14 protein-coding genes, 1 other RNA gene and 1 pseudogene are annotated in these 17,878 nt (G+C 61.9%); 11 read left to right on the top strand and 5 right to left on the bottom strand.

Features of this window, described 5'->3' with window-relative positions; all coding sequences use genetic code 11:
• Positions 1 to 140: 140 nt before the first annotated feature.
• Positions 141 to 1,760 carry a phosphoethanolamine transferase gene (locus C8K61_RS15005; protein ID WP_108097075.1) on the top strand — a complete coding sequence of 540 codons (1,620 nt, stop codon included), beginning with the start codon at positions 141 to 143 and terminating at the stop codon, positions 1,758 to 1,760.
• A gap of 131 nt (positions 1,761 to 1,891) precedes the next feature.
• Here C8K61_RS15005 and C8K61_RS15000 read toward each other — a convergent pair whose 3' ends face one another.
• Positions 1,892 to 3,025: an alkane 1-monooxygenase gene (locus C8K61_RS15000; RefSeq protein WP_108097074.1), complete on the bottom strand. Its 1,134-nt coding sequence runs from the start codon at positions 3,023 to 3,025 to the stop codon at positions 1,892 to 1,894.
• 303 nt (positions 3,026 to 3,328) lie between these two features.
• Here C8K61_RS15000 and C8K61_RS14995 point away from each other — a divergent pair, with 303 nt between their 5' ends.
• The 4 genes from C8K61_RS14995 (at position 3,329) to ligA (ending at position 11,014) form a co-directional block, all read left to right on the top strand.
• The gene (locus tag C8K61_RS14995; RefSeq protein ID WP_108097073.1) at positions 3,329 to 3,988 is read left to right on the top strand and encodes a GntR family transcriptional regulator; all 660 of its coding nucleotides are present in this window, start codon (positions 3,329 to 3,331) and stop codon (positions 3,986 to 3,988) included.
• 26 nt (positions 3,989 to 4,014) lie between these two features.
• On the top strand, positions 4,015 to 7,512 hold the full coding sequence (gene smc / locus C8K61_RS14990; RefSeq protein WP_108097072.1) for a chromosome segregation protein SMC: 3,498 nt from the start codon (positions 4,015 to 4,017) through the stop codon (positions 7,510 to 7,512).
• 197 nt (positions 7,513 to 7,709) lie between these two features.
• On the top strand, positions 7,710 to 8,540 hold the full coding sequence (zipA, locus tag C8K61_RS14985; RefSeq protein ID WP_108097071.1) for a cell division protein ZipA: 831 nt from the start codon (positions 7,710 to 7,712) through the stop codon (positions 8,538 to 8,540).
• Positions 8,541 to 8,641: 101 nt separating this feature from the next.
• Positions 8,642 to 11,014: an NAD-dependent DNA ligase LigA gene (gene ligA / locus C8K61_RS14980; protein WP_108097070.1), complete on the top strand. Its 2,373-nt coding sequence runs from the start codon at positions 8,642 to 8,644 to the stop codon at positions 11,012 to 11,014.
• 104 nt (positions 11,015 to 11,118) lie between these two features.
• Here ligA and C8K61_RS14975 read toward each other — a convergent pair whose 3' ends face one another.
• Entirely contained in the window at positions 11,119 to 11,397 is a 279-nt protein-coding gene (locus C8K61_RS14975) for an HU family DNA-binding protein (protein WP_108097069.1), read from the bottom strand.
• A gap of 247 nt (positions 11,398 to 11,644) precedes the next feature.
• Here C8K61_RS14975 and C8K61_RS27260 point away from each other — a divergent pair.
• The 5 genes and pseudogenes from C8K61_RS27260 to C8K61_RS14955 all read left to right on the top strand — a co-directional run.
• A pseudogene (locus C8K61_RS27260) lies at positions 11,645 to 12,421 on the top strand (MCP four helix bundle domain-containing protein); the annotation flags it as partial.
• A gap of 78 nt (positions 12,422 to 12,499) precedes the next feature.
• Complete coding sequence (locus tag C8K61_RS27255; RefSeq protein ID WP_371919998.1) at positions 12,500 to 13,279, top strand: methyl-accepting chemotaxis protein; 780 nt, start codon at positions 12,500 to 12,502, stop codon at positions 13,277 to 13,279.
• Positions 13,280 to 13,483: 204 nt separating this feature from the next.
• Positions 13,484 to 14,908 (top strand): PAN domain-containing protein, encoded by a 1,425-nt coding sequence (locus C8K61_RS14965; RefSeq protein ID WP_108097067.1) that lies wholly within the window; start codon positions 13,484 to 13,486, stop codon positions 14,906 to 14,908.
• Between the two features lie 124 nt (positions 14,909 to 15,032).
• Positions 15,033 to 15,129: signal recognition particle sRNA small type (ffs, locus tag C8K61_RS14960), an RNA gene on the top strand.
• A gap of 154 nt (positions 15,130 to 15,283) precedes the next feature.
• Positions 15,284 to 15,484 carry a hypothetical protein gene (locus C8K61_RS14955; RefSeq protein ID WP_108097066.1) on the top strand — a complete coding sequence of 67 codons (201 nt, stop codon included), beginning with the start codon at positions 15,284 to 15,286 and terminating at the stop codon, positions 15,482 to 15,484.
• 6 nt (positions 15,485 to 15,490) lie between these two features.
• Here C8K61_RS14955 and C8K61_RS14950 read toward each other — a convergent pair whose 3' ends face one another.
• Together C8K61_RS14950 and C8K61_RS26750 are read right to left on the bottom strand one after the other, a co-directional pair.
• Positions 15,491 to 16,519, bottom strand: a complete 1,029-nt coding sequence (locus tag C8K61_RS14950) for a S9 family peptidase (protein ID WP_108097065.1) — start codon at positions 16,517 to 16,519, stop codon at positions 15,491 to 15,493.
• A gap of 27 nt (positions 16,520 to 16,546) precedes the next feature.
• Positions 16,547 to 16,720 (bottom strand): hypothetical protein, encoded by a 174-nt coding sequence (locus tag C8K61_RS26750; RefSeq protein ID WP_156684110.1) that lies wholly within the window; start codon positions 16,718 to 16,720, stop codon positions 16,547 to 16,549.
• A gap of 158 nt (positions 16,721 to 16,878) precedes the next feature.
• On the opposite strand from C8K61_RS26750, the gene C8K61_RS14945 reads away from it, so the two are divergent.
• Positions 16,879 to 17,532, top strand: coding sequence for a peroxiredoxin (locus C8K61_RS14945; protein WP_108097064.1), 654 nt, complete (start codon positions 16,879 to 16,881; stop codon positions 17,530 to 17,532).
• A 53-nt stretch (positions 17,533 to 17,585) separates the two neighbouring features.
• On the opposite strand, the gene C8K61_RS14940 is transcribed toward C8K61_RS14945, so the two are convergent.
• The gene (locus C8K61_RS14940) at positions 17,586 to 17,855 is read right to left on the bottom strand and encodes a DUF3077 domain-containing protein (protein WP_108097063.1); all 270 of its coding nucleotides are present in this window, start codon (positions 17,853 to 17,855) and stop codon (positions 17,586 to 17,588) included.
• Positions 17,856 to 17,878: the final 23 nt, after the last annotated feature.

Below are 17,878 nucleotides of genomic sequence, written 5' to 3'. Positions count from 1 at the left end.
CTGACGAAATAGGTTTAGCCCGCGTGCTCCTGGGGTTTTCGGGCTAACCCTTTGTTCAGGTTTTTTTCACGAAAATTTGATCGCTGCGTTTCTAGCATCCGCCTCCATTAGCCCAAGGGCGGAAGGACGACGTGAACGCAATGCTGAAAGTAAAGGCGATACGCCCAGAGATGCTGACCCTGATCGGCAGCGCATTTCTCCTGCTGGCCTGCAACCCGGTGTTGTGGGGGCATATCTTCAGCATTACGCCGAGCACCGGTGCGGGTCTGATGATGCGCGTGGCCTTTGGTCTGATTGTGTTGGCGCTGTTCAACCTGGTGCTGACGGTGCTGGCGTTTCGCTGGCTGCTCAAGCCGGTATTGACCCTGCTGTTGCTGGTCAGCGCCGGTGTGGCGTACTTCATGAGCCAGTACGGCGTATTGATCGATTTGGGCATGCTGCGCAACGCCGCGCAGACCAACCCCACCGAAGTGCGTGACCTGTTGTCGCTCAAGCTGGCGGGTTATGTCCTGTTTTTGGGCATTTTGCCGGCCGTGTTGCTGTGGCTTACCCCGGTGAACTATCGCAGCTGGCCGCGTGAGCTGCTGAGCAAGGTGCTGGTGAGCGTGGCCTGTGTTGCGGTGCTGGGCAGCGTGGCGCTGGTCAACTACCAGGGCCTGGCCTCGCTGTTTCGTAACCACCATGAACTGCGCCTGATGGTGGTGCCGAGCAACTACGTCGGCGCTTCGTTCAGCCTGCTGCGTGAGCAAATCGCCACCGGCGAGCAAGCGTTTCGCACCCTCGGCGAAGACGCGGTGAAGGCGCCGGCCTGGCAGAGCCGTCGGCACAAGTCGCTGACCGTGCTGGTGGTGGGCGAGAGTGCCCGCGCTGATAACTTCGGCATCCTCGGTTACGAGCGTGACACCACGCCGAAACTGAAGGCGCAGGCGGGCGTCATCGCCTACCCGGATGCCCATTCCTGCGGCACTGAAACGGCCGTGTCGGTGCCCTGCATGTTCTCCAACCTGGGGCGTAGCAACTACAGCGCGAGCAAAGCCTATTCCCAGGAAGGCCTGCTGGATGTGATCAAGCGTGCCGGGCTTGATGTGGTGTGGCGCGACAACCAATCGGGTTGCAAAGGCACCTGCGACCGGGTGAGTTTCGAAGACGTCAGCAACTTCAAAGACCCGACCCTGTGTGCCAACAGCGAGTGCCACGACGAAATCCTCCTGCAAGGCCTGCAGGGCTTTATCGACAACCTGAAGAACGACACCGTGCTGGTGCTGCACCAGATGGGCAGCCACGGCCCGGAATACTTCAAGCGTTACCCCAAAGCCTTCGAGCAGTTCACCCCGGTGTGCACCAGCAACGCCCTCAATGAATGCTCACGCGAAAGCATCGTCAACGGCTACGACAACACCATTCTGTACACCGACCATGTGCTGTCGACCCTGATCGACGTGCTGCGCAGCAACCAGGACAAAGTCGACAGCGCCATGCTGTACATGTCTGACCATGGCGAGTCGCTGGGTGAGTACAACCTGTTCCTGCACGGCACGCCGTACATGATGGCGCCGGAGCAACAGAAGCACGTGGGGATGGTGGCCTGGTTCTCCGACAGTTATCAGCAGGAGTTTCAAGTGGATGCCGACTGCCTGCGTGCCCAGCGGGAGCAGCCGGTGAGCCAGGACAATTTGTTCAGCTCGATGCTGGGGTTGTTGCAGGTGAACACCAAGGTCTACGACAAGGGCTTGGATATGTTTGCCGGCTGCCGGAAGTAAAACCTGTAGGGCGCCAACAGACACCGTCATCCCAGCGCAGGCTGGGATCCAGAATTTTGCAGATGATGGTGTACGTTCCAGGAGTCTGGGTCCCAGCCTGCGCTGGGACGACGGTTGTTTATTCCAAGGTTTCAGGCCAGCTGCGATTCACTCAACTGATGCTCTTCCCCTGCGTAGTAGCTGCGCACCCGCGGGTCCATGACCTTGCGCCACAGCGGGGGAAACAGCGCCAGCACAATCATTCCGGCATAACCATTGGGTAACTGCGGGCTGTCGTCGAAGTGACGCAGCACCTGGTAGCGACGCTTGGCGTAGGCGTGGTGGTCGGAGTGGCGTTGCAGGTGGAACAGGAACAGGTTGGTCAGCAGAAAGTTGCTGTTCCACGAATGGCTGGGGTTGGTGCGTTCATACCGGCCGTTGTCCTGCTTGCGCCGGTGCAGGCCGTAGTGTTCGACGTAGTTGACGATCTCCAGCAGGGTCAGCGCCACGAACGACTGGCCAAGGAAAAACAGCGCGCCCATCCAGCCAAACGCCAGGCTGAAACCGAGCAGAAAACCCGCGCTGATCAGGTACCACCAGACCAACTCGTTACGCCAATGCATGGCCGGCAGGCCGCGGCGTTGCAGGCGCTCTTTTTCCAGCGCCCAGGCATTCAGAAAGTTGTGTTTATAGGCGTGCGGCAGGAACGCATACAGGCTCTGGCCATAGCGTGACGACGAGGCGTCTTCCGGGGTGGAGACATGCACATGGTGGCCACGCACATGCTCGACCTTGAAGCCGGCATAACACACCGCCGCCAACAGCAGGCCGCCGGCGTTCTGTTCCAACTGAGGGTCTTTGTGGATGAACTCGTGGGCCACGGTAATGCCGATGGCGCCGGTCACGGTGCCCACTGAGAGCACCCAGCCCAGGCGGCCGACCCAGCTCCACGCCTCATAGTGCACAAAGGCCCAGCCGGCCCACACCAGCATGCCCAGCAGAAACGGCACAGTGGCCAGGCTCAGCAGGCGGTAGTAACCCTGCTTGTCCATCTTCGGCACATCGGCCACTTCGTCGGGGTTGGCCGGGTCGCGGCCGACAATGGCATCCAGAATCGGGATCACGCCAAACACGATGGTGACGACCAGATAGGCCCAGGCATCGGCATGCTCGCTGCCAATGGACCAGTAAAAACTCATGGGCACGCCCAGTACGGGAATCAGCCAGATCCAGTAACCGGCTTTTTTCAGGGCGATCATCCAGGAGGAGGGCAGGTACGCAAACATGGTGAGCTCCGTTGTTTTTGAGAGGGGAGTCGACCGGCAAAATTGTAGGACAATCCACTTGCCGAAAGTCCGTTCCCAACCCAACCTTTTGGACGGCAAGCCGCTTGGCTGTAACCTTGGCGGGGTAACACGCTGTGTTACACTCCCGCGCGTTTTGGCAAGCTACTGCGCTCGGTTAGGCGGCGTTAAAAAGTCGGTGAAAAATGCTCATTGGCTACAGCCAACTCCGCTTTTTCACCGACTTTTTGCCTTGCCTACCCTTCGCTCGCTACGTTTGCCCACTTTCTCCCTTGAAGGACCAACATGACTTTCAAAGCCCCTGACAGTCTCGCCGAGCAGATCGCCCATCATCTGGCCGAGCGCATCATTCGCGGGGAATTGAAAGAACGTGAGCGGATTCAAGAACAGAAAGTCACCCTGGCGCTGAACGTCAGCCGGGGTTCGGTACGCGAGGCCTTGCTGATACTCGAGCGCCGGCACCTGATCACCATCCTGCCGCGCCGTGGTGCCCACGTCAGCGAGCTGACCCCGCATAACGTCAAGAGCCTGTACACGCTGGTGGTCGAGCTGTACATCCTGCTCGGCTTTGCCGTCGCCGAGCGCTGGAAAACCACTGAAGACCTGCAGCCCTTTGTACTGATCCAACAGCGCCTGAGCGACAACGCCGCCCAGGGTGACATCGACAGCTTCGTGCAGAGCAGCTTCGATGTGATGCGTGCCGCCTTCCCGTTCGCCAACAACCCGTACTTGCAGGAAACCCTGGAGAACCTGTTGCCAGCGATGAGCCGCACCTACCACCTGGCCCTGGAAAAACGCAAAACCGAGATGAGCCAGTTCCTCAATGCGTTTGCCGGCTTGTTGCAAGCGGTGATTGCCCGCGACCCGGCCCAAGTGCGTGAAACCCTCACCGCCTACAGCAAACACAATTGCCAGATGGTGCTTGCCGCCATGGCTGAGCGCTAAACCCACGTGGCTAAGGAAGGCGTTCTATGCGGCTGAAGTGCATCAAGCTGGCGGGTTTCAAGTCGTTCGTCGACCCCACCACGGTCAACTTCCCGAGCAACATGGCGGCGGTGGTCGGGCCTAACGGCTGCGGCAAGTCCAATATCATCGACGCCGTGCGCTGGGTGATGGGCGAAAGCTCGGCGAAGAACCTGCGCGGCGAGTCGATGACCGACGTCATCTTCAACGGCTCCAATACCCGCAAGCCGGTGACCCAGGCCAGCATCGAACTGATCTTCGACAACAGCGACAGCACCCTGGTCGGCGAATACGCCGGCTATGCCGAAATCTCGATTCGCCGCCGGGTCACCCGCGACAGCCAGAACACCTATTTCCTTAACGGCACCAAATGCCGGCGCCGTGACATCACCGACATCTTCCTCGGCACTGGCCTGGGGCCGCGCAGTTACTCGATCATCGAGCAGGGCATGATCAGCAAGCTGATCGAAGCCAAGCCCGAAGACCTGCGCAATTTCATCGAAGAAGCCGCCGGCATTTCCAAGTACAAGGAACGCCGCCGCGAAACCGAAAACCGCATTCGCCGTACCCACGAAAACCTCGCGCGTCTGACCGACCTGCGCGAAGAGTTGGAGCGCCAGCTCGACCGCCTGCATCGCCAGGCGCAGTCGGCGGAGAAGTACCAGGAATACAAAGCCGAAGAGCGTCAGCTCAAGGCCCAGCTGTCGGCGCTCAAATGGCAGGCACTGAACGAGCAGGTGGGGCAGCGCGAAGCCATCATTGGCAACCAGGAAATCGGCTTCGAAGCCCTGGTCGCCGAGCAACGCAATGCCGACGCCAGCATCGAGCGTTTTCGTGACGGCCACCACGAGCTGTCCGAGCGCTTCAACCAGGTGCAGGGCCGCTTCTATTCCGTGGGCGGCGATATCGCCCGCGTCGAGCAGAGCATCCAGCACGGCCAGCAGCGCCTGCGCCAACTGCAGGACGACCTCAACGAAGCCGAACGCGCGCGCCTGGAAACCGAATCGCACCTAGGCCACGACCGCACCTTGCTCGCCACCCTGGGTGAAGAGCTGGCGGCGCTCGAGCCCGAGCAGGAAGTCACCAACGCCGCCGCCGAAGAAGCCGCCGCTGCCCTGGAAGAATCCGACAGCGCCATGCAGGGCTGGCAGGGCCAGTGGGACGACTTCAACCAGCGCTCTGCCGAGCCTCGGCGTCAGGCCGAAGTGCAGCAGTCGCGCATTCAGCAACTGGAACAGAGCCTGGAACGCCTGGCCGAGCGCCAACGCCGCCTGAATGATGAGTTGGTGCTGCTGTCTGCCGACCCGGAAGACGCCGCGATTCTCGAACTTAGCGAGCAAGTAGCCAGCAGCGAGCTGACCCTGGAGGAACTGCAAAGCGCCGAGCAGGCCCTGGTCGAGCGCCTGGAACAATTGCGCGGCGAACTGCTGCAAGCCGGCCAGGCCCAGCAGCAGGCGCAAGGCGAACTGCAGCGCCTGAACGGCCGACTGGCTTCCCTGGAGGCGCTGCAACAAGCCGCGCTGGACCCGGGCAAAGGCACCGCCGACTGGCTGCGCGAACAGCACCTCAATCAACGTCCACGCCTGGCCGAAGGCCTGCGGGTAGAAGCAGGCTGGGAACTGGCGGTAGAAACCGTGCTCGGCGCCGACCTGCAAGCGGTCTTGCTCGACGACCCGCAAGCATTGTCCAGCCTCGATCTGGCCAGTTTCGAACAAGGTGATTTACGCCTACTCAGCCCAGCCAAGGGCGGCGCGCGGGTGGCCGGCAGCTTGCTCGACAAGGTCGACGCCAGCGTCGACTTGGCGCCCTGGCTGGCCAAGGTCAAGCCGGTTGAGAGCCTGGACCAGGCCTTGGCCCTGCGCGGCCAACTGGGCGACGGCGAAAGCCTGATCAGCCGCGACGGCTACTGGGTTGGTCGGCACTTTTTACGCGTACGGCGTGCCAGCGAAGCCGAGAGTGGCGTGTTGGCGCGTGGCCAGGAAATCGAGCGCCTGGGCTTTGAGCGTGATGAACGCGAAGCCAGCCTGGCCAGCCTCGACGAACGCCTGCAAGCGCTGCGCGAAACTCAGCAGCAGCAAGAAGAGGCCCGCGAACAGCAACGCCGCCGCCTACAAGATGAAGCGCGCCGTCAGGGCGAGCTGAAGGCGCAGTTGTCCGCAGGTCAGGCCAAGGTCGAACAGCTGACCCTGCGCCGCCGCCGTCTCGACGAAGAACTCAGCGAGCTCGGCGAGCAACGCGCCATCGAAGCCGAACAACTGGGTGAGTCGCGCCTGCAACTGCAAGACGCCCTCGACGCCATGGCCATCGACACCGAGCAGCGTGAGCTGCTGATGGCCCAGCGTGACGCCCTGCGCGAACGCCTCGACCGGGTGCGTCAGGAAGCCCGCCAGCACAAAGACCACGCCCACCAGTTGGCCGTGCGCCTGGGCTCGCTCAAGGCCCAGCACGACTCCACGCGCCAGGCCCTGGAACGCCTGGAACTACAAGCCGAGCGCCTGCACGAAAAACGCGAGCAACTGAACCTCAACCTCGACGAGGGCGCGGCGCCGCTGGAAGAGCTGCGCATGAAGCTCGAAGAGTTGCTGGACAAACGCATGGGCGTGGAAGACGAACTCAAGCTGGCGCGCCTGGCCCTGGAAGATGCCGACCGGCAACTGCGCGACGCGGAAAAACGTCGCAGCTCGGCCGAGCAGCAATCGCAGCTGCTGCGTACCCAGTTGGAACAGCAGCGGATGGAATGGCAGTCGCTGAATGTGCGGCGTAAAGCCATCCACGACCAGCTGATGGAAGATAACTACGACCTGCACGGCGTGCTTGGTACGTTGCCCAATGATGCGAACGAAAAGTCCTGGGACGAAGAGCTGGAACGCCTCGCTGCGCGCATTCAACGTCTGGGCCCGATCAACCTCGCGGCGATCGACGAGTACCAGCAGCAGGGCGAGCGCAAACGGTATCTGGATGCTCAGGACGCCGACCTGGTGGAAGCCCTCGACACCCTGGAAAACGTCATTCGCAAGATCGACAAAGAAACCCGCAATCGCTTCAAGGAAACCTTCGACCAAATCAACGGTGGCCTGCAGGCGTTGTTCCCGAAAGTCTTCGGTGGCGGCAATGCCTACCTGGAATTAACCGGTGACGATTTACTCGACACCGGCGTAACCATCATGGCGCGACCACCGGGCAAGAAAAACAGCACCATTCATCTGCTCTCCGGGGGTGAAAAAGCGCTAACCGCATTGGCTCTGGTATTCGCTATTTTCAAACTCAACCCGGCGCCGTTCTGCATGCTCGACGAAGTGGATGCGCCATTAGATGACGCCAACGTTGGACGTTATGCGCGCCTGGTGAAAGAGATGTCAGCGACCGTGCAGTTCATCTATATCACCCACAACAAGATCGCTATGGAAATGGCCGATCAGTTGATGGGCGTAACAATGCATGAACCTGGCTGCTCACGGCTTGTCGCAGTAGATGTCGAGGAAGCCTTGGCTTTGGTGGAGGCATAACGCGTGCAGCGGTGTAAAGTTGCCTTTCGTCGTGCTAGCTTATTGCCCACTCTTTTTTGTATCCGGGAAATGTCAGTCAGAACATGGAGTTGATACACGCAGTCCGAAGTTACTGACGGCAGTTTTTGTTGGGTTATAGCGTTGAGTCACAGGGCGGATGCCCTTCTTTATTATTTTTTCAGGGGCTACAGAATTACATGGAAATCGGTCTGCGTGAGTGGCTGATCGTCATCGGCATCATTGTTATCGCTGGCATTCTGTTTGATGGCTGGCGCCGTATGCGCGGTGGCAAAGGCAAGTTGAAGTTCAAGCTGGATCGGAGTTTCTCCAATCTTCCCGATGACGATGGCGCCCCCGAATTGCTCGGCCCGCCGCGCGTCCTTGAGCGCCATGCCGAACCCAAGATCGAAGAAGAAGACCTGCCGGCCATGAGCCCGCGCGAACTCAATCGTCGTCGCGGCAAAGTGGTAGAGCCGAGCCAGGGCGACCTCAACCTGGGCCTCGACGAGCCGGTGCCAACCCTGCTCAACCCGGTTGACGATGAACCGAAAAAACGCAACCCCGCCGTCCCGCAAGACAGCCGCGATCTGCCGCCGGTAGAAGAAGTGCTGGTGATCAACGTGGTGGCCAAAGAGGGCGAAGGCTTCAACGGCCCGGCCCTGTTGCAGAACATTCTGGAAAGCGGACTGCGCTTTGGCGAGATGGATATTTTCCACCGCCACGAAAGCATGGCTGGCAATGGTGAAGTGCTGTTCTCGATGGCCAACGGGGTTAAACCCGGCACCTTCGACCTGGACGACATCGACCACTTCAGCACCCGCGCCGTGAGCTTCTTCCTCGGCCTGCCCGGCCCGCGTCACCCGAAACAAGCGTTCGACGTGATGGTGGCTGCCGCGCGCAAACTGGCCCATGAATTGAGCGGTGAACTGAAAGATGACCAGCGCAGCGTAATGACCGCGCAGACCATCGAACACTACCGCCAGCGCATCGTCGAGTTCGAGCGCAAGGCACTGACCAACAAGCGCTGATTCATCCGGCGCGTTTTAACGTTTTAATCGAGCAGCTTCGGCTGCTCTTTTTCGTTTTGCCGGCAGGTGACTCGTCGCCTGCCAAATGAGAGCTGCCCGTTATGACCGACGCCCAAACCGCCGCCACCCGTATCAGCCAATTGCGCAGTGAGCTGGACCAGCACAACTACCGCTACCACGTGCTGGACGAGCCGAGCATTCCGGACGTCGAGTACGACCGTCTGTTCCATGAGCTCAAGGCGCTGGAAGCCGAGCACCCGAAATTGGTCACTGCCGACTCGCCGACCCAGCGCGTTGGCAGCCTGGCGTTGTCGGCGTTCGGTGAGGTCAAACACGAAGTGCCGATGCTCAGCCTCGGCAACGCCTTCGCCGAAGACGACCTGCGCGACTTCGACCGCCGCGTGCGCGAAGGCCTGGCCGATGAGCTGCCGGCCGGCGACCTGTTCGGCGGCGGTGCCAATGTGGAATACAGCTGCGAACCCAAACTCGATGGCCTCGCTGTCAGCCTGCTGTACCGCGACGGCCTGCTGGTGCGCGGCGCCACCCGCGGCGATGGCAGCACCGGTGAAGACATCAGCGTCAACGTACGCACCATCCGCAACGTTCCCCTCAAGTTACAGGGCAGCGGTTGGCCGGCGGTGCTGGAAGTGCGCGGTGAAGTGTTCATGTCCCGCGCCGGTTTTGAACGCCTGAACGCCAGCCAACTGGAGCTGGGCGGCAAGACCTTCGCCAACCCGCGCAACGCTGCTGCCGGCAGCCTGCGCCAGCTCGACTCGAGCATCACCGCCAAGCGCCCACTGGAGTTCTGCTGCTATGGCATCGGCCAGGTACAGGGCGAACTGCCCGACACCCAGATTGGCATCCTCAACGCCCTCAAAGCCTGGGGTATGCCCATCAGCCGCGAGCTGAAGCTGGCCAAGGGCGCCGAGGAATGCCTGGCCTACTACCGCGATATCGGAGAGCGCCGCGACGCCCTGGCGTACGAAATCGATGGCGTGGTGTTCAAGGTCAACAACCTGGCCTGGCAGCGTGAACTGGGCTTCCGTGCCCGCGAACCACGCTGGGCCATCGCGCATAAATTCCCCGCCAGCGAAGAGCTGACCGAGTTGCTTGCCGTGGAGTTCCAGGTCGGCCGCACTGGCGCCGTCACCCCTGTGGCACGTCTGCGCCCGGTGAAAGTGGCCGGCGTGATGGTGGCCAACGCCACGCTGCACAACATGGACGAAGTGGCGCGCCTGGGCCTGATGGTCGGCGATACCGTGATTATCCGCCGTGCCGGCGATGTGATTCCGCAAGTGGTGCAAGTGGTGCTCGACCGTCGTCCCGCCGACGCCCAACCCGTGCATGTTCCGGAAAACTGCCCGGTATGCGGCTCCCATGTGGAGCGCACGCAACTGGTGAAACGCAGCAAGGGCCGTGAAACCGTCAGCGAAGGCGCGGTATACCGCTGCGTCGGCCGCCTGGCCTGCGGCGCGCAGCTCAAGCAGGCGATCATTCACTTCGTCTCGCGCCGCGCCATGGACATCGAAGGGCTGGGCGACAAGAGCGTCGAACAGCTAGTGGACGAAGGGCTGATCAGCTCGCCCGCCGACCTGTACAAACTGACCTTCGAACAGATCGTTGAGCTCGAAGGTTTTGCCGAGCTGTCGAGCAAAAACCTGTTGGCCGCCATCGAAAACAGCCGCAAACCTGAGCTGGCGCGGTTCATTTTCTCCCTCGGCATTCCCGATGTCGGCGAAGAGACGGCCAAGGTCCTGGCGCGTTCACTGGCCTCGTTGCAGCGAATCAAACAAGCGCTGCCGGAAGTGCTCACCTACCTGCCCGACGTCGGCCTGGAAGTGGCGCATGAGATTCACGAGTTCTTCAGCGACAGCCACAACCAGAGCGTGATCGAGCAGCTCGAACAGGTGCTGGATATCCAGGGCCAGGGCGAGCTCGGCGCAGAGTATGCCGCCAGCACCACGCTGGCTGGCTTGCTCGACAAACTGCACATTTCTTCGGTCGGCCCCACTGGGGCGAAAACCCTGGCGGCCAAGTTCGGCGAGTCGCTGCAAAAGGTGCTCGACGCTGACTGGCTCGACCTGCGCCAAGCCCTCAGCGAGAAGCCGGCGAACGCTGTGCGCGAGTTCTTTGCGGTCGAAGAAAACAAGCAGCGTGCCCTGGCCATCGAAGCGCAACTGCGCGAGTTCGGCATGCACTGGGAAAGCGAAAAACGCGTGGTCGAAGGCTTGCCGCTGGCGGGCCAGACCTGGGTGCTGACGGGCAGCCTGGAAATCATGAGCCGCGACATCGCCAAAGAAAAACTCGAAGGCCTGGGGGCGAAGGTGGCGGGTTCTGTTTCGGCGAAAACCACCTGCGTGGTGGCGGGGCCGGGGGCTGGCTCGAAGTTGGCCAAGGCCAATGAGCTGGGGCTGAAAGTACTCGACGAAGCCGAGTTCTTGAAGGCGTTGGCGGGCTACGGCATTGAGGTTTGACCCTGCCAACCGAGGTTTGCAGGAGTCGCGGCTGAAGCCCCTCCCACAAAAAAACGCGATTCTTGTGGGAGGGGCTTTAGCCGCGATGCTGTTGATCTAGTGAATCAATTGATCGCGTCGGTCAACGCTTTGGCCGGTACGTACTTGACCACTTTTTTCGCCGCGATTTCGATCGCTTTGCCGGTCTGCGGGTTGCGGCCGGTGCGGGCCGGGCGGTCGGCCACTTTCAGCTTGCCGATGCCCGGCAAGGTGATTTCGTCGTAGTTCTCCAGGGCATCGCTGACGATCTCGCTCAGTTGTTCCAACACCGCCCGCACGGTCGCTTTCGAGGCGTCGGTGGCTTCGGCGATATCGCTGATCAGTTGGTCTTTGCTCATGGCCATGCTGGTGCTTCCTTAAACGGATTCTTGAGGGGTGTTGCGCGAAAGCCGGCACGCTAGCACAAAAGCCTTGGCCATTCAGGCGTGACACGGAATTTTCATCCCTCCCTTCAAGCGCCCGCCAGTAGTGGCCGATAAGACAGACAAGCGGGGCGCGTTGCACTGATCTCACTTTGCCTGCACGGCGCCCGATAAAACCGCGGCAAGCGTCTACGCTTGCACTAGTTGTCCTGTCGTTGGGAGAGTCATCATGCTGCGTGTGTTCGCCGACCTGGGTTTTCGTTGGAAAATCGCCCTGCCGATTCTGGTACTGGCGGTGTTGTTGGTGCTGATGGGCGTACTGGGGGTGCGTGGCATCACCCAAGTGGCTGACTCCAGCAGCAAATTGACCAACCGCTACTTGCCCGCCATCAGCCTGCTGCTGAACGCCGACCGTGACCTGTACCAGGCCTTCGTCGCCGAGCGGAGCATGCTGGACGAGGGTGCCAGTTCGCACATGGACGCCCTGAAAAGCTCCCACGCCGAAAACCTGCAGCAAGCCTACGACCGCGTACACAAATACGCCGCCATGGACCCCAGCACCGAAGCGAAGGCCCTGGTAAGCCAGTTCGACCAGGGCTACGCGATCTGGAAAGCCACCACCCTCAAGGTGGTTTCGCTCACCACCAGCGACCCGGACGCCGCCAGCGTGCTCAGCTTCGGCGACAGCGAAAAGCAGTTCGAGAGCATGCGCGATGCCATCGACAAACTCGGCGAGCTGGAAGACAACGCCGCCAACGCTGAAGGCACCTCTGCCATCACCCAGGGTGAAGAGCTCACCTGGCAACAAGGCGGCATCGTCGGCTTCGGCCTGCTGGTGTGCCTGATTCTGGTGGTGGGCTTCCCGATTCTGGTGACCCGTCCGCTGGAAAACCTGCTGCACCGCATCGAACAGATCGCCGACGGCGATGGCGATTTGCGCGTGCGCCTCGACGTGTTGTCCCGCGACGAACTGGGCAAACTCAGCACCGCGTTCAACCGCTTCCTCGACAAGTTGCAACCGCTGATCAAAGAAGTCGGCCGGGTGACCGGCGAAGTCGCCGCCTCGGCCCAGAGCCTGGCCGGCATGGCCGCCGCCAACGACCGCCTGATCAGCAGCGAGCACGCCGCCGTCGACCAGGTCAGCACCGCCGCCACCGAAATGAGCGCCGCAGTCAACGAAGTCGCGCGCAACGCGCAGAACGCCGCCGATGCCGCACGCACCGCCGAAACCCAATCGCGCGAAGGCGCCCAGGTGGTCGGCGCCACCATCACCGCCATGCGCCAACTGGCCCATGAAGTGGAAAGCGCCTCCGGCACCATCCAGACCCTGGAACAGGAAACCGCCAACATCGGCGCGGTGCTGGCCGTGATCAAAGGCATTGCCGAGCAGACCAACCTGCTCGCCCTAAACGCCGCCATCGAAGCCGCACGGGCAGGGGAGCAGGGCCGTGGGTTCGCCGTGGTTGCCGACGAAGTACGCGCCTTGGCAGCACGTACCCAGGACTCGACCAAAGACATCCAGAACATGATCGAACGCCTGCAAGTGGGCGTGCAGAACGCCGTGAAGGCCATGGATTCTGGCAGCATCAAAGCCCGCGACAGCGTCGACCGCGCCGCCGGAGTCGACCAGATTCTCTCCGAGTCCAGCGACTCGGTGGGCCGCATCAACGACATGGCCGCGCAGATCGCCACCGCCTGCGAAGAACAAAGCAGCGTCACCGAAGAGATCGCCCGCAACATCAGCGACATCCGCGACCTCTCCAACGAAGCCGCCGCCACCTCGGAAAAAAGCACCGAAGCCAGTCAGCGTCTTTCCGAGTTGTCGTCCGGGTTGGCCAAGCTGGTGGGCAGCTTCCGCGTTTAACAGCATCGCGGCTGAAGCCGCTCCTACGAATCGTGCGATGCCACGGTCCTGTAGGAGCGGCTTCAGCCGTGATTGGCCGGACCTGAAAAAGAAGCTCCCATAGCCCCACTCAATACCTACCCGCCAATTTCCATATCGATTTGATAGCCCCCCGGTCATCTGCCTTTCCTACCGTGCGAGCTCCTTCATCGCTATGGAATTGCCATGAAACCGATCTTCCTGAGCCTCTCACTAGCCGCCTGTTTTCCCCTGTTTGCTCAAGCCAGCGGCCTGGCCGACTTCACCCTCACCGCCAACGCCGCCATCTCCGGCTTCAACCGCGAGAACCTCACCGGCGTCACCCCCGCGCAATGCGCCGAGGCCTGCCAGGGCAGTGAGCGTTCCGGCTGGTGCGTGTCGTTCGACTTCAACCGCACCACCAGCGCCTGCGACCTCAGCGACAAACGCGCCGAAGACGTCGGCGGGTTGAAAACCGACTACAGCGACAACCCCTACGACCACTACTCGCTCAAGCCCGATCCACTCAAAGCGTTCGCCCGCGTAAGCAATGCCGCCATCTCCGGCTACAACGTGGAAAACCTGAAAAGCGTCACCCCCAAGGACTGCGCCAGCGCCTGCACAGACGCCAGCCGCAGCAGCTGGTGCAAATCCTTCGACTACAACAAAACCACGAGCGCCTGCGACCTCAGCGACAAACGTGCCAGCGACGTCGGCGGGCTGAAAACCAACTACAGCGGCAACCCCTATGACCACTACTTCGTGGTGGCCGGCGAGGGCATCGCCAGCCCGGTGCCGGGCAACAAACACGTGCTGTTCATCGGTATCGACGGCCTGCGCGGCGACGCCCTGTTCTGCGAAGGCTGCGCCGTCACCCCGGCCCTGAGCGCCCTGGCCAACGGCGGCGCGTTTCACCGCAACGTGCTGGCCGGCGGCCCGCAAGATACCGTCAGCGGCCCCGGCTGGGCCACCAACTTCACCGGCTTCTGGGCCGACGCCCACGGCGTGACCAGCAACAGCGAAACCCTGCCGATGCTCAAACCGCACGTCTTCGACCTGCTCAAACAAAGCTACCCAACCGCCACCGTCGGCGTGGTGGGCGACTGGTACAACATCACCCACAACCTCAAACCCGCAGGGGCCGACTTCGTCGTCGCCAACAGCGCCAAGAACTCCCAGCAAGCCACCGACACCGTCAAGGGCTGGCTCGCCTGGAAGAACCCGCCCACCGCGATCTTCTACTACCTGCACAACGTCGACATCCACGCCGCCAGCTACGCGCCGCTGAACGCCAACTACCAGAGCAAGATTCGCGGCGAAGACGCGCAGATCCAGCAAGTGCTCGACACCCTGGCCGCGCGCCCCGGTTACGCCAACGAAGAGTGGCTGATCGTCGTCGCCTCCGACCACGGCGGCCTGAACAGCGGCCACGGTGGGCAGAGCGCCGGCGAGCGCAGCACCATCCTGATCCTCAACAACAGCTACCAGAACCCCGGCAAAACCGCCTACTGCGTCGGCGATATGAGCGCCACCCCGCTGCTGCAAATCGACGGCGCCACCCCGCATATCCTCGACTTCCTCGGCCTGCCAAACGCCACCGCCGGGCACAAATACGCCGGCTGCGGGTTATAGGGCAGGGCGTCGCAAGTGCTTGTAGCGGATGCTTTTTTAAACCGCACGAGGCGGTTGTAAGTTATCGACAAGCCGGTACAATGGCGCGGCCTTCAGCCTTGAAGGCACGCGTTATGGTGACCCCCATCGGTCCCCCCGCAACGATTACCCGTTAACCTGGTCAGGTCCGGAAGGAAGCAGCCACAGCGGGAACATTGTGTGCCGGGGTGTGGCTGGTGGGGGTTGCCTCCTTCTAGAGTCAGGTTTTCTCCCTCTTTCCCACTTTGCTGCGCCACCCTGTCTACGCTCTTGCAGGTAGCGCTACGGATTACTCCTGCCTATTAGGTTGATGGCAATCAACCGTTGGGCTGATCAAATGGGCAAAGGTGACAGTGGATGAACGATCTCCCTGAGAACGAAAAACAAATCGCCCTGGCCGTCATCCGGGAAATGACCAAGTCGCGGCGCAGCATGCAGGACATTCAGGACGCCGCAGACGAGGTGCTGAGGGTCTATCGCAAAGTCACTGCGCCGAAAGGGCCTAACCGCGTGCTGGCGGCGTTTCGGCGCATCGTGCTGCCGTTTGGCAGTCGCTGACTTTCCTCACCGCCCAGCCGGTAACCGCTCCTGCGCCCACGCCATGGCATCGGCTGACACCGCCGGCACTGTCGCCTGGTGATAGGTGCGCGCCGCGCCCTTGTCGCCAATCTTGTAATTGCGCGCTTGCACGTCCACCCCCAAGGTTTTAAACCGCGTCACCATCTTGCTGGTGAGCGGCGCCGGCACCACTTCATCGTTGTCGGCTTGCAGCACGAGCAGTGGCACCTGCGGGCGGGTGTTTTCCGTGTCGGCCAGGCTGGCCAGTGCGCCGTTGAAGGCGGCGTAGTCGGCGTTGGCGTTTACCAGTTCGCTGGTTTTCAGGCTCCAGGCGTCCGGGGCAGAGAGGCCGCCTACGCAACGTTCTTCTACCAGGCGAATACGCTTTTTACCTTCGGCAGTGAGCATGGCGTTGGTGTCCAGCCCAGGTGCGGCGGCGCCGATGCCGACGGTCATCAGGGCGCCAAAGCCGTTGGCGTTGCTGTCGGGGTGGGCTTGGCTGTAGGCCACCAGGGCGCTCAGGTGCGAGGCCGGGGCGATGGCGATGGCGCCTTTGAGGTTCAGGCCCTGGCCATAGTCGGGGGCGCGGGCGGCGGTGTAGATGGCCGCCTGGCCGCCCTGGGAGTGGCCCATGACCAGCCAGTTGTTGCTCAGGCTGGGGTTCAGTTGGCGGGCAGCAAAGACCATGTCGATGGCGCCGCGCGCTTCCGAGTCGCCGACCAGGTACGGGTGAGTGCCGGGTGTGCCGAGGCCCTGGTAGTCGGTTTGCACCACGGCATAACCGCGTTGCAGCCATTGGTCGAGGCTGGCGCTCATCAGGTTGATGTAGTCGCGCGCCGGGTAGTCGGGGCCGTTGCGCGACGGCGCGCAGATGTCGGCGATGCCAGTGGTGCCGTGGGTCCAACTAATCACCGGCCAGCCGCCGGCGGGCGGGGTGCCGCTGGGGATGGCGACGGTGCCGGAAACGGCCAGCGGTTTGCCGGCGACGTCGGTGGAGCGGTAGAGCAGCAACCAGTTCTCGGCGGCGCTGGGCAAGGCGCTTTGATTGGTTACGGGGCGGGCCTAGATCAGGTCGCCATGCTGGCCCGGAGTCAGTGCGGGCGGGGTGTAGAAGGCGTCGCCGGCTGGGCCTTGGGCGATGGTGCTGGGCGCGGTGCTGTCCAGTTGTGAGCAGCCGCTGATCAGGGCCAGTGCGCCGGCGGCGAACAGCGGCAGACGTCGAGTGTGCAAGACCATTGTTGTTGTCCTTGTCGGGTCCGATGGGCTCTCGATAGTGGGCGCCGTGGCTGCCTCGGGGTACGGAAATAGGTTGTTGTGATGGCCGGGCAACACGCAGATAAATCCCGACTACCCTTGTTCGAGTTTCCGTCTAACCCCTCCAAGGAGCAGTTGCCATGGCTTTGCGCATCAACGACCTGGTCCCGGACTTCAGTGCCGACACTGACCAAGGTCCGATCACTTTTCATGACTTCATCGGTTCCAGCTGGACCATTCTGTTTTCCCACCCCAAAGACTTTACCCCGGTGTGCACCACCGAATTCGGCGCGGTCGCTCAGTTGGCGGTCGAGTGGGCCAAGCGCGGCACCCAGGTGATTGGTGTGTCGGTGGACGGCGCCGAGTCGCACAAAAAATGGAAGGGCGATATCGAGGCAGTGTGCGGCGCGCAGGCGTCGTTTCCGATCATTGCCGATGAAAGCCTGACGGTGTCCAAGGCGTTCGATATGTTGCCGGCCGAGGCCTATCTGCCCGATGGCCGCACCCCGGCCGATACCGCCACCGTGCGCTCGGTGTTCATCATCGGCCCGGACAAAAAGCTCAAGCTGTCGATGACCTATCCGATGTCGGTGGGGCGCAATTTTGCTGAGGTGCTGCGTGCGCTGGATGCGTTGCAGCTGACCTATAACGTGCCGCTGGCGACGCCGGCCAACTGGGCGGTGGGGCAGGATGTGATTGTCGCCCTGGCGCTCAATGATGAGCAGGCGCGTGAGAAGTATGGGGCGCTGGATATCAAGTTGCCGTATTTGCGCACCGCTAAAGCGCCGAAGTAATTTGCCGTAACCGTCGAGGCCGCTCTTAGGCGTTAAGGGCGGCCTCGTTGCGTTTAGGCGGCTTCCTCGCTGGGGCCTTCACCTTCGATGCAGGCTTGCAAGGTGGCTTTGGCAGCGCTGATCAGAAAGTGACACGCGTGGTTGAGTTGCGCTTGGCGCGGCCCTTTGGCGCCGTTGCCGTGCAACACCAGGGTTTCGGCAACGTCGAGCAGGCTGTGGGCTGAGTCCAGGGCTTCGGTGATGGGAATGCCAGGTTGAACCGCGAAGAGTGCTTGGCGGTCGTCACCGCAGAGGTGGTAGGGAACGCGGACGGTTTTAATCATGGGGCACCTCCACAGGCAGTTGG

Origin of the sequence: Pseudomonas sp. GV071 (genome assembly GCF_003050835.1) — a bacterium.
In the GTDB taxonomy this organism is placed as follows: Bacteria; Pseudomonadota; Gammaproteobacteria; order Pseudomonadales; family Pseudomonadaceae; genus Aquipseudomonas.
This window is presented reverse-complemented; position numbering and strand designations above follow the sequence as displayed.

What these genes read in the sequence shown, in the direction of transcription:
- C8K61_RS14995 (WP_108097073.1), top strand. Translation starts at nt 3,329, where the DNA reads ATGACTTTCAAAGCCCCTGACAGTCTCGCCGAGCAGATCGCCCATCAT.
- C8K61_RS27255 (WP_371919998.1), top strand. Translation starts at nt 12,500, where the DNA reads ATGGCCGCCGCCAACGACCGCCTGATCAGCAGCGAGCACGCCGCCGTC.
- C8K61_RS15005 (WP_108097075.1), top strand. Translation starts at nt 141, where the DNA reads ATGCTGAAAGTAAAGGCGATACGCCCAGAGATGCTGACCCTGATCGGC.
- C8K61_RS15000 (WP_108097074.1), bottom strand. Translation starts at nt 3,025, where the DNA reads ATGTTTGCGTACCTGCCCTCCTCCTGGATGATCGCCCTGAAAAAAGCC.
- ligA (WP_108097070.1), top strand. Translation starts at nt 8,642, where the DNA reads ATGACCGACGCCCAAACCGCCGCCACCCGTATCAGCCAATTGCGCAGT.
- C8K61_RS14975 (WP_108097069.1), bottom strand. Translation starts at nt 11,397, where the DNA reads ATGGCCATGAGCAAAGACCAACTGATCAGCGATATCGCCGAAGCCACC.
- C8K61_RS14955 (WP_108097066.1), top strand. Translation starts at nt 15,284, where the DNA reads ATGAACGATCTCCCTGAGAACGAAAAACAAATCGCCCTGGCCGTCATC.
- zipA (WP_108097071.1), top strand. Translation starts at nt 7,710, where the DNA reads ATGGAAATCGGTCTGCGTGAGTGGCTGATCGTCATCGGCATCATTGTT.
- C8K61_RS14945 (WP_108097064.1), top strand. Translation starts at nt 16,879, where the DNA reads ATGGCTTTGCGCATCAACGACCTGGTCCCGGACTTCAGTGCCGACACT.
- smc (WP_108097072.1), top strand. Translation starts at nt 4,015, where the DNA reads ATGCGGCTGAAGTGCATCAAGCTGGCGGGTTTCAAGTCGTTCGTCGAC.
- C8K61_RS14940 (WP_108097063.1), bottom strand. Translation starts at nt 17,855, where the DNA reads ATGATTAAAACCGTCCGCGTTCCCTACCACCTCTGCGGTGACGACCGC.
- C8K61_RS26750 (WP_156684110.1), bottom strand. Translation starts at nt 16,720, where the DNA reads ATGGTCTTGCACACTCGACGTCTGCCGCTGTTCGCCGCCGGCGCACTG.
- C8K61_RS14965 (WP_108097067.1), top strand. Translation starts at nt 13,484, where the DNA reads ATGAAACCGATCTTCCTGAGCCTCTCACTAGCCGCCTGTTTTCCCCTG.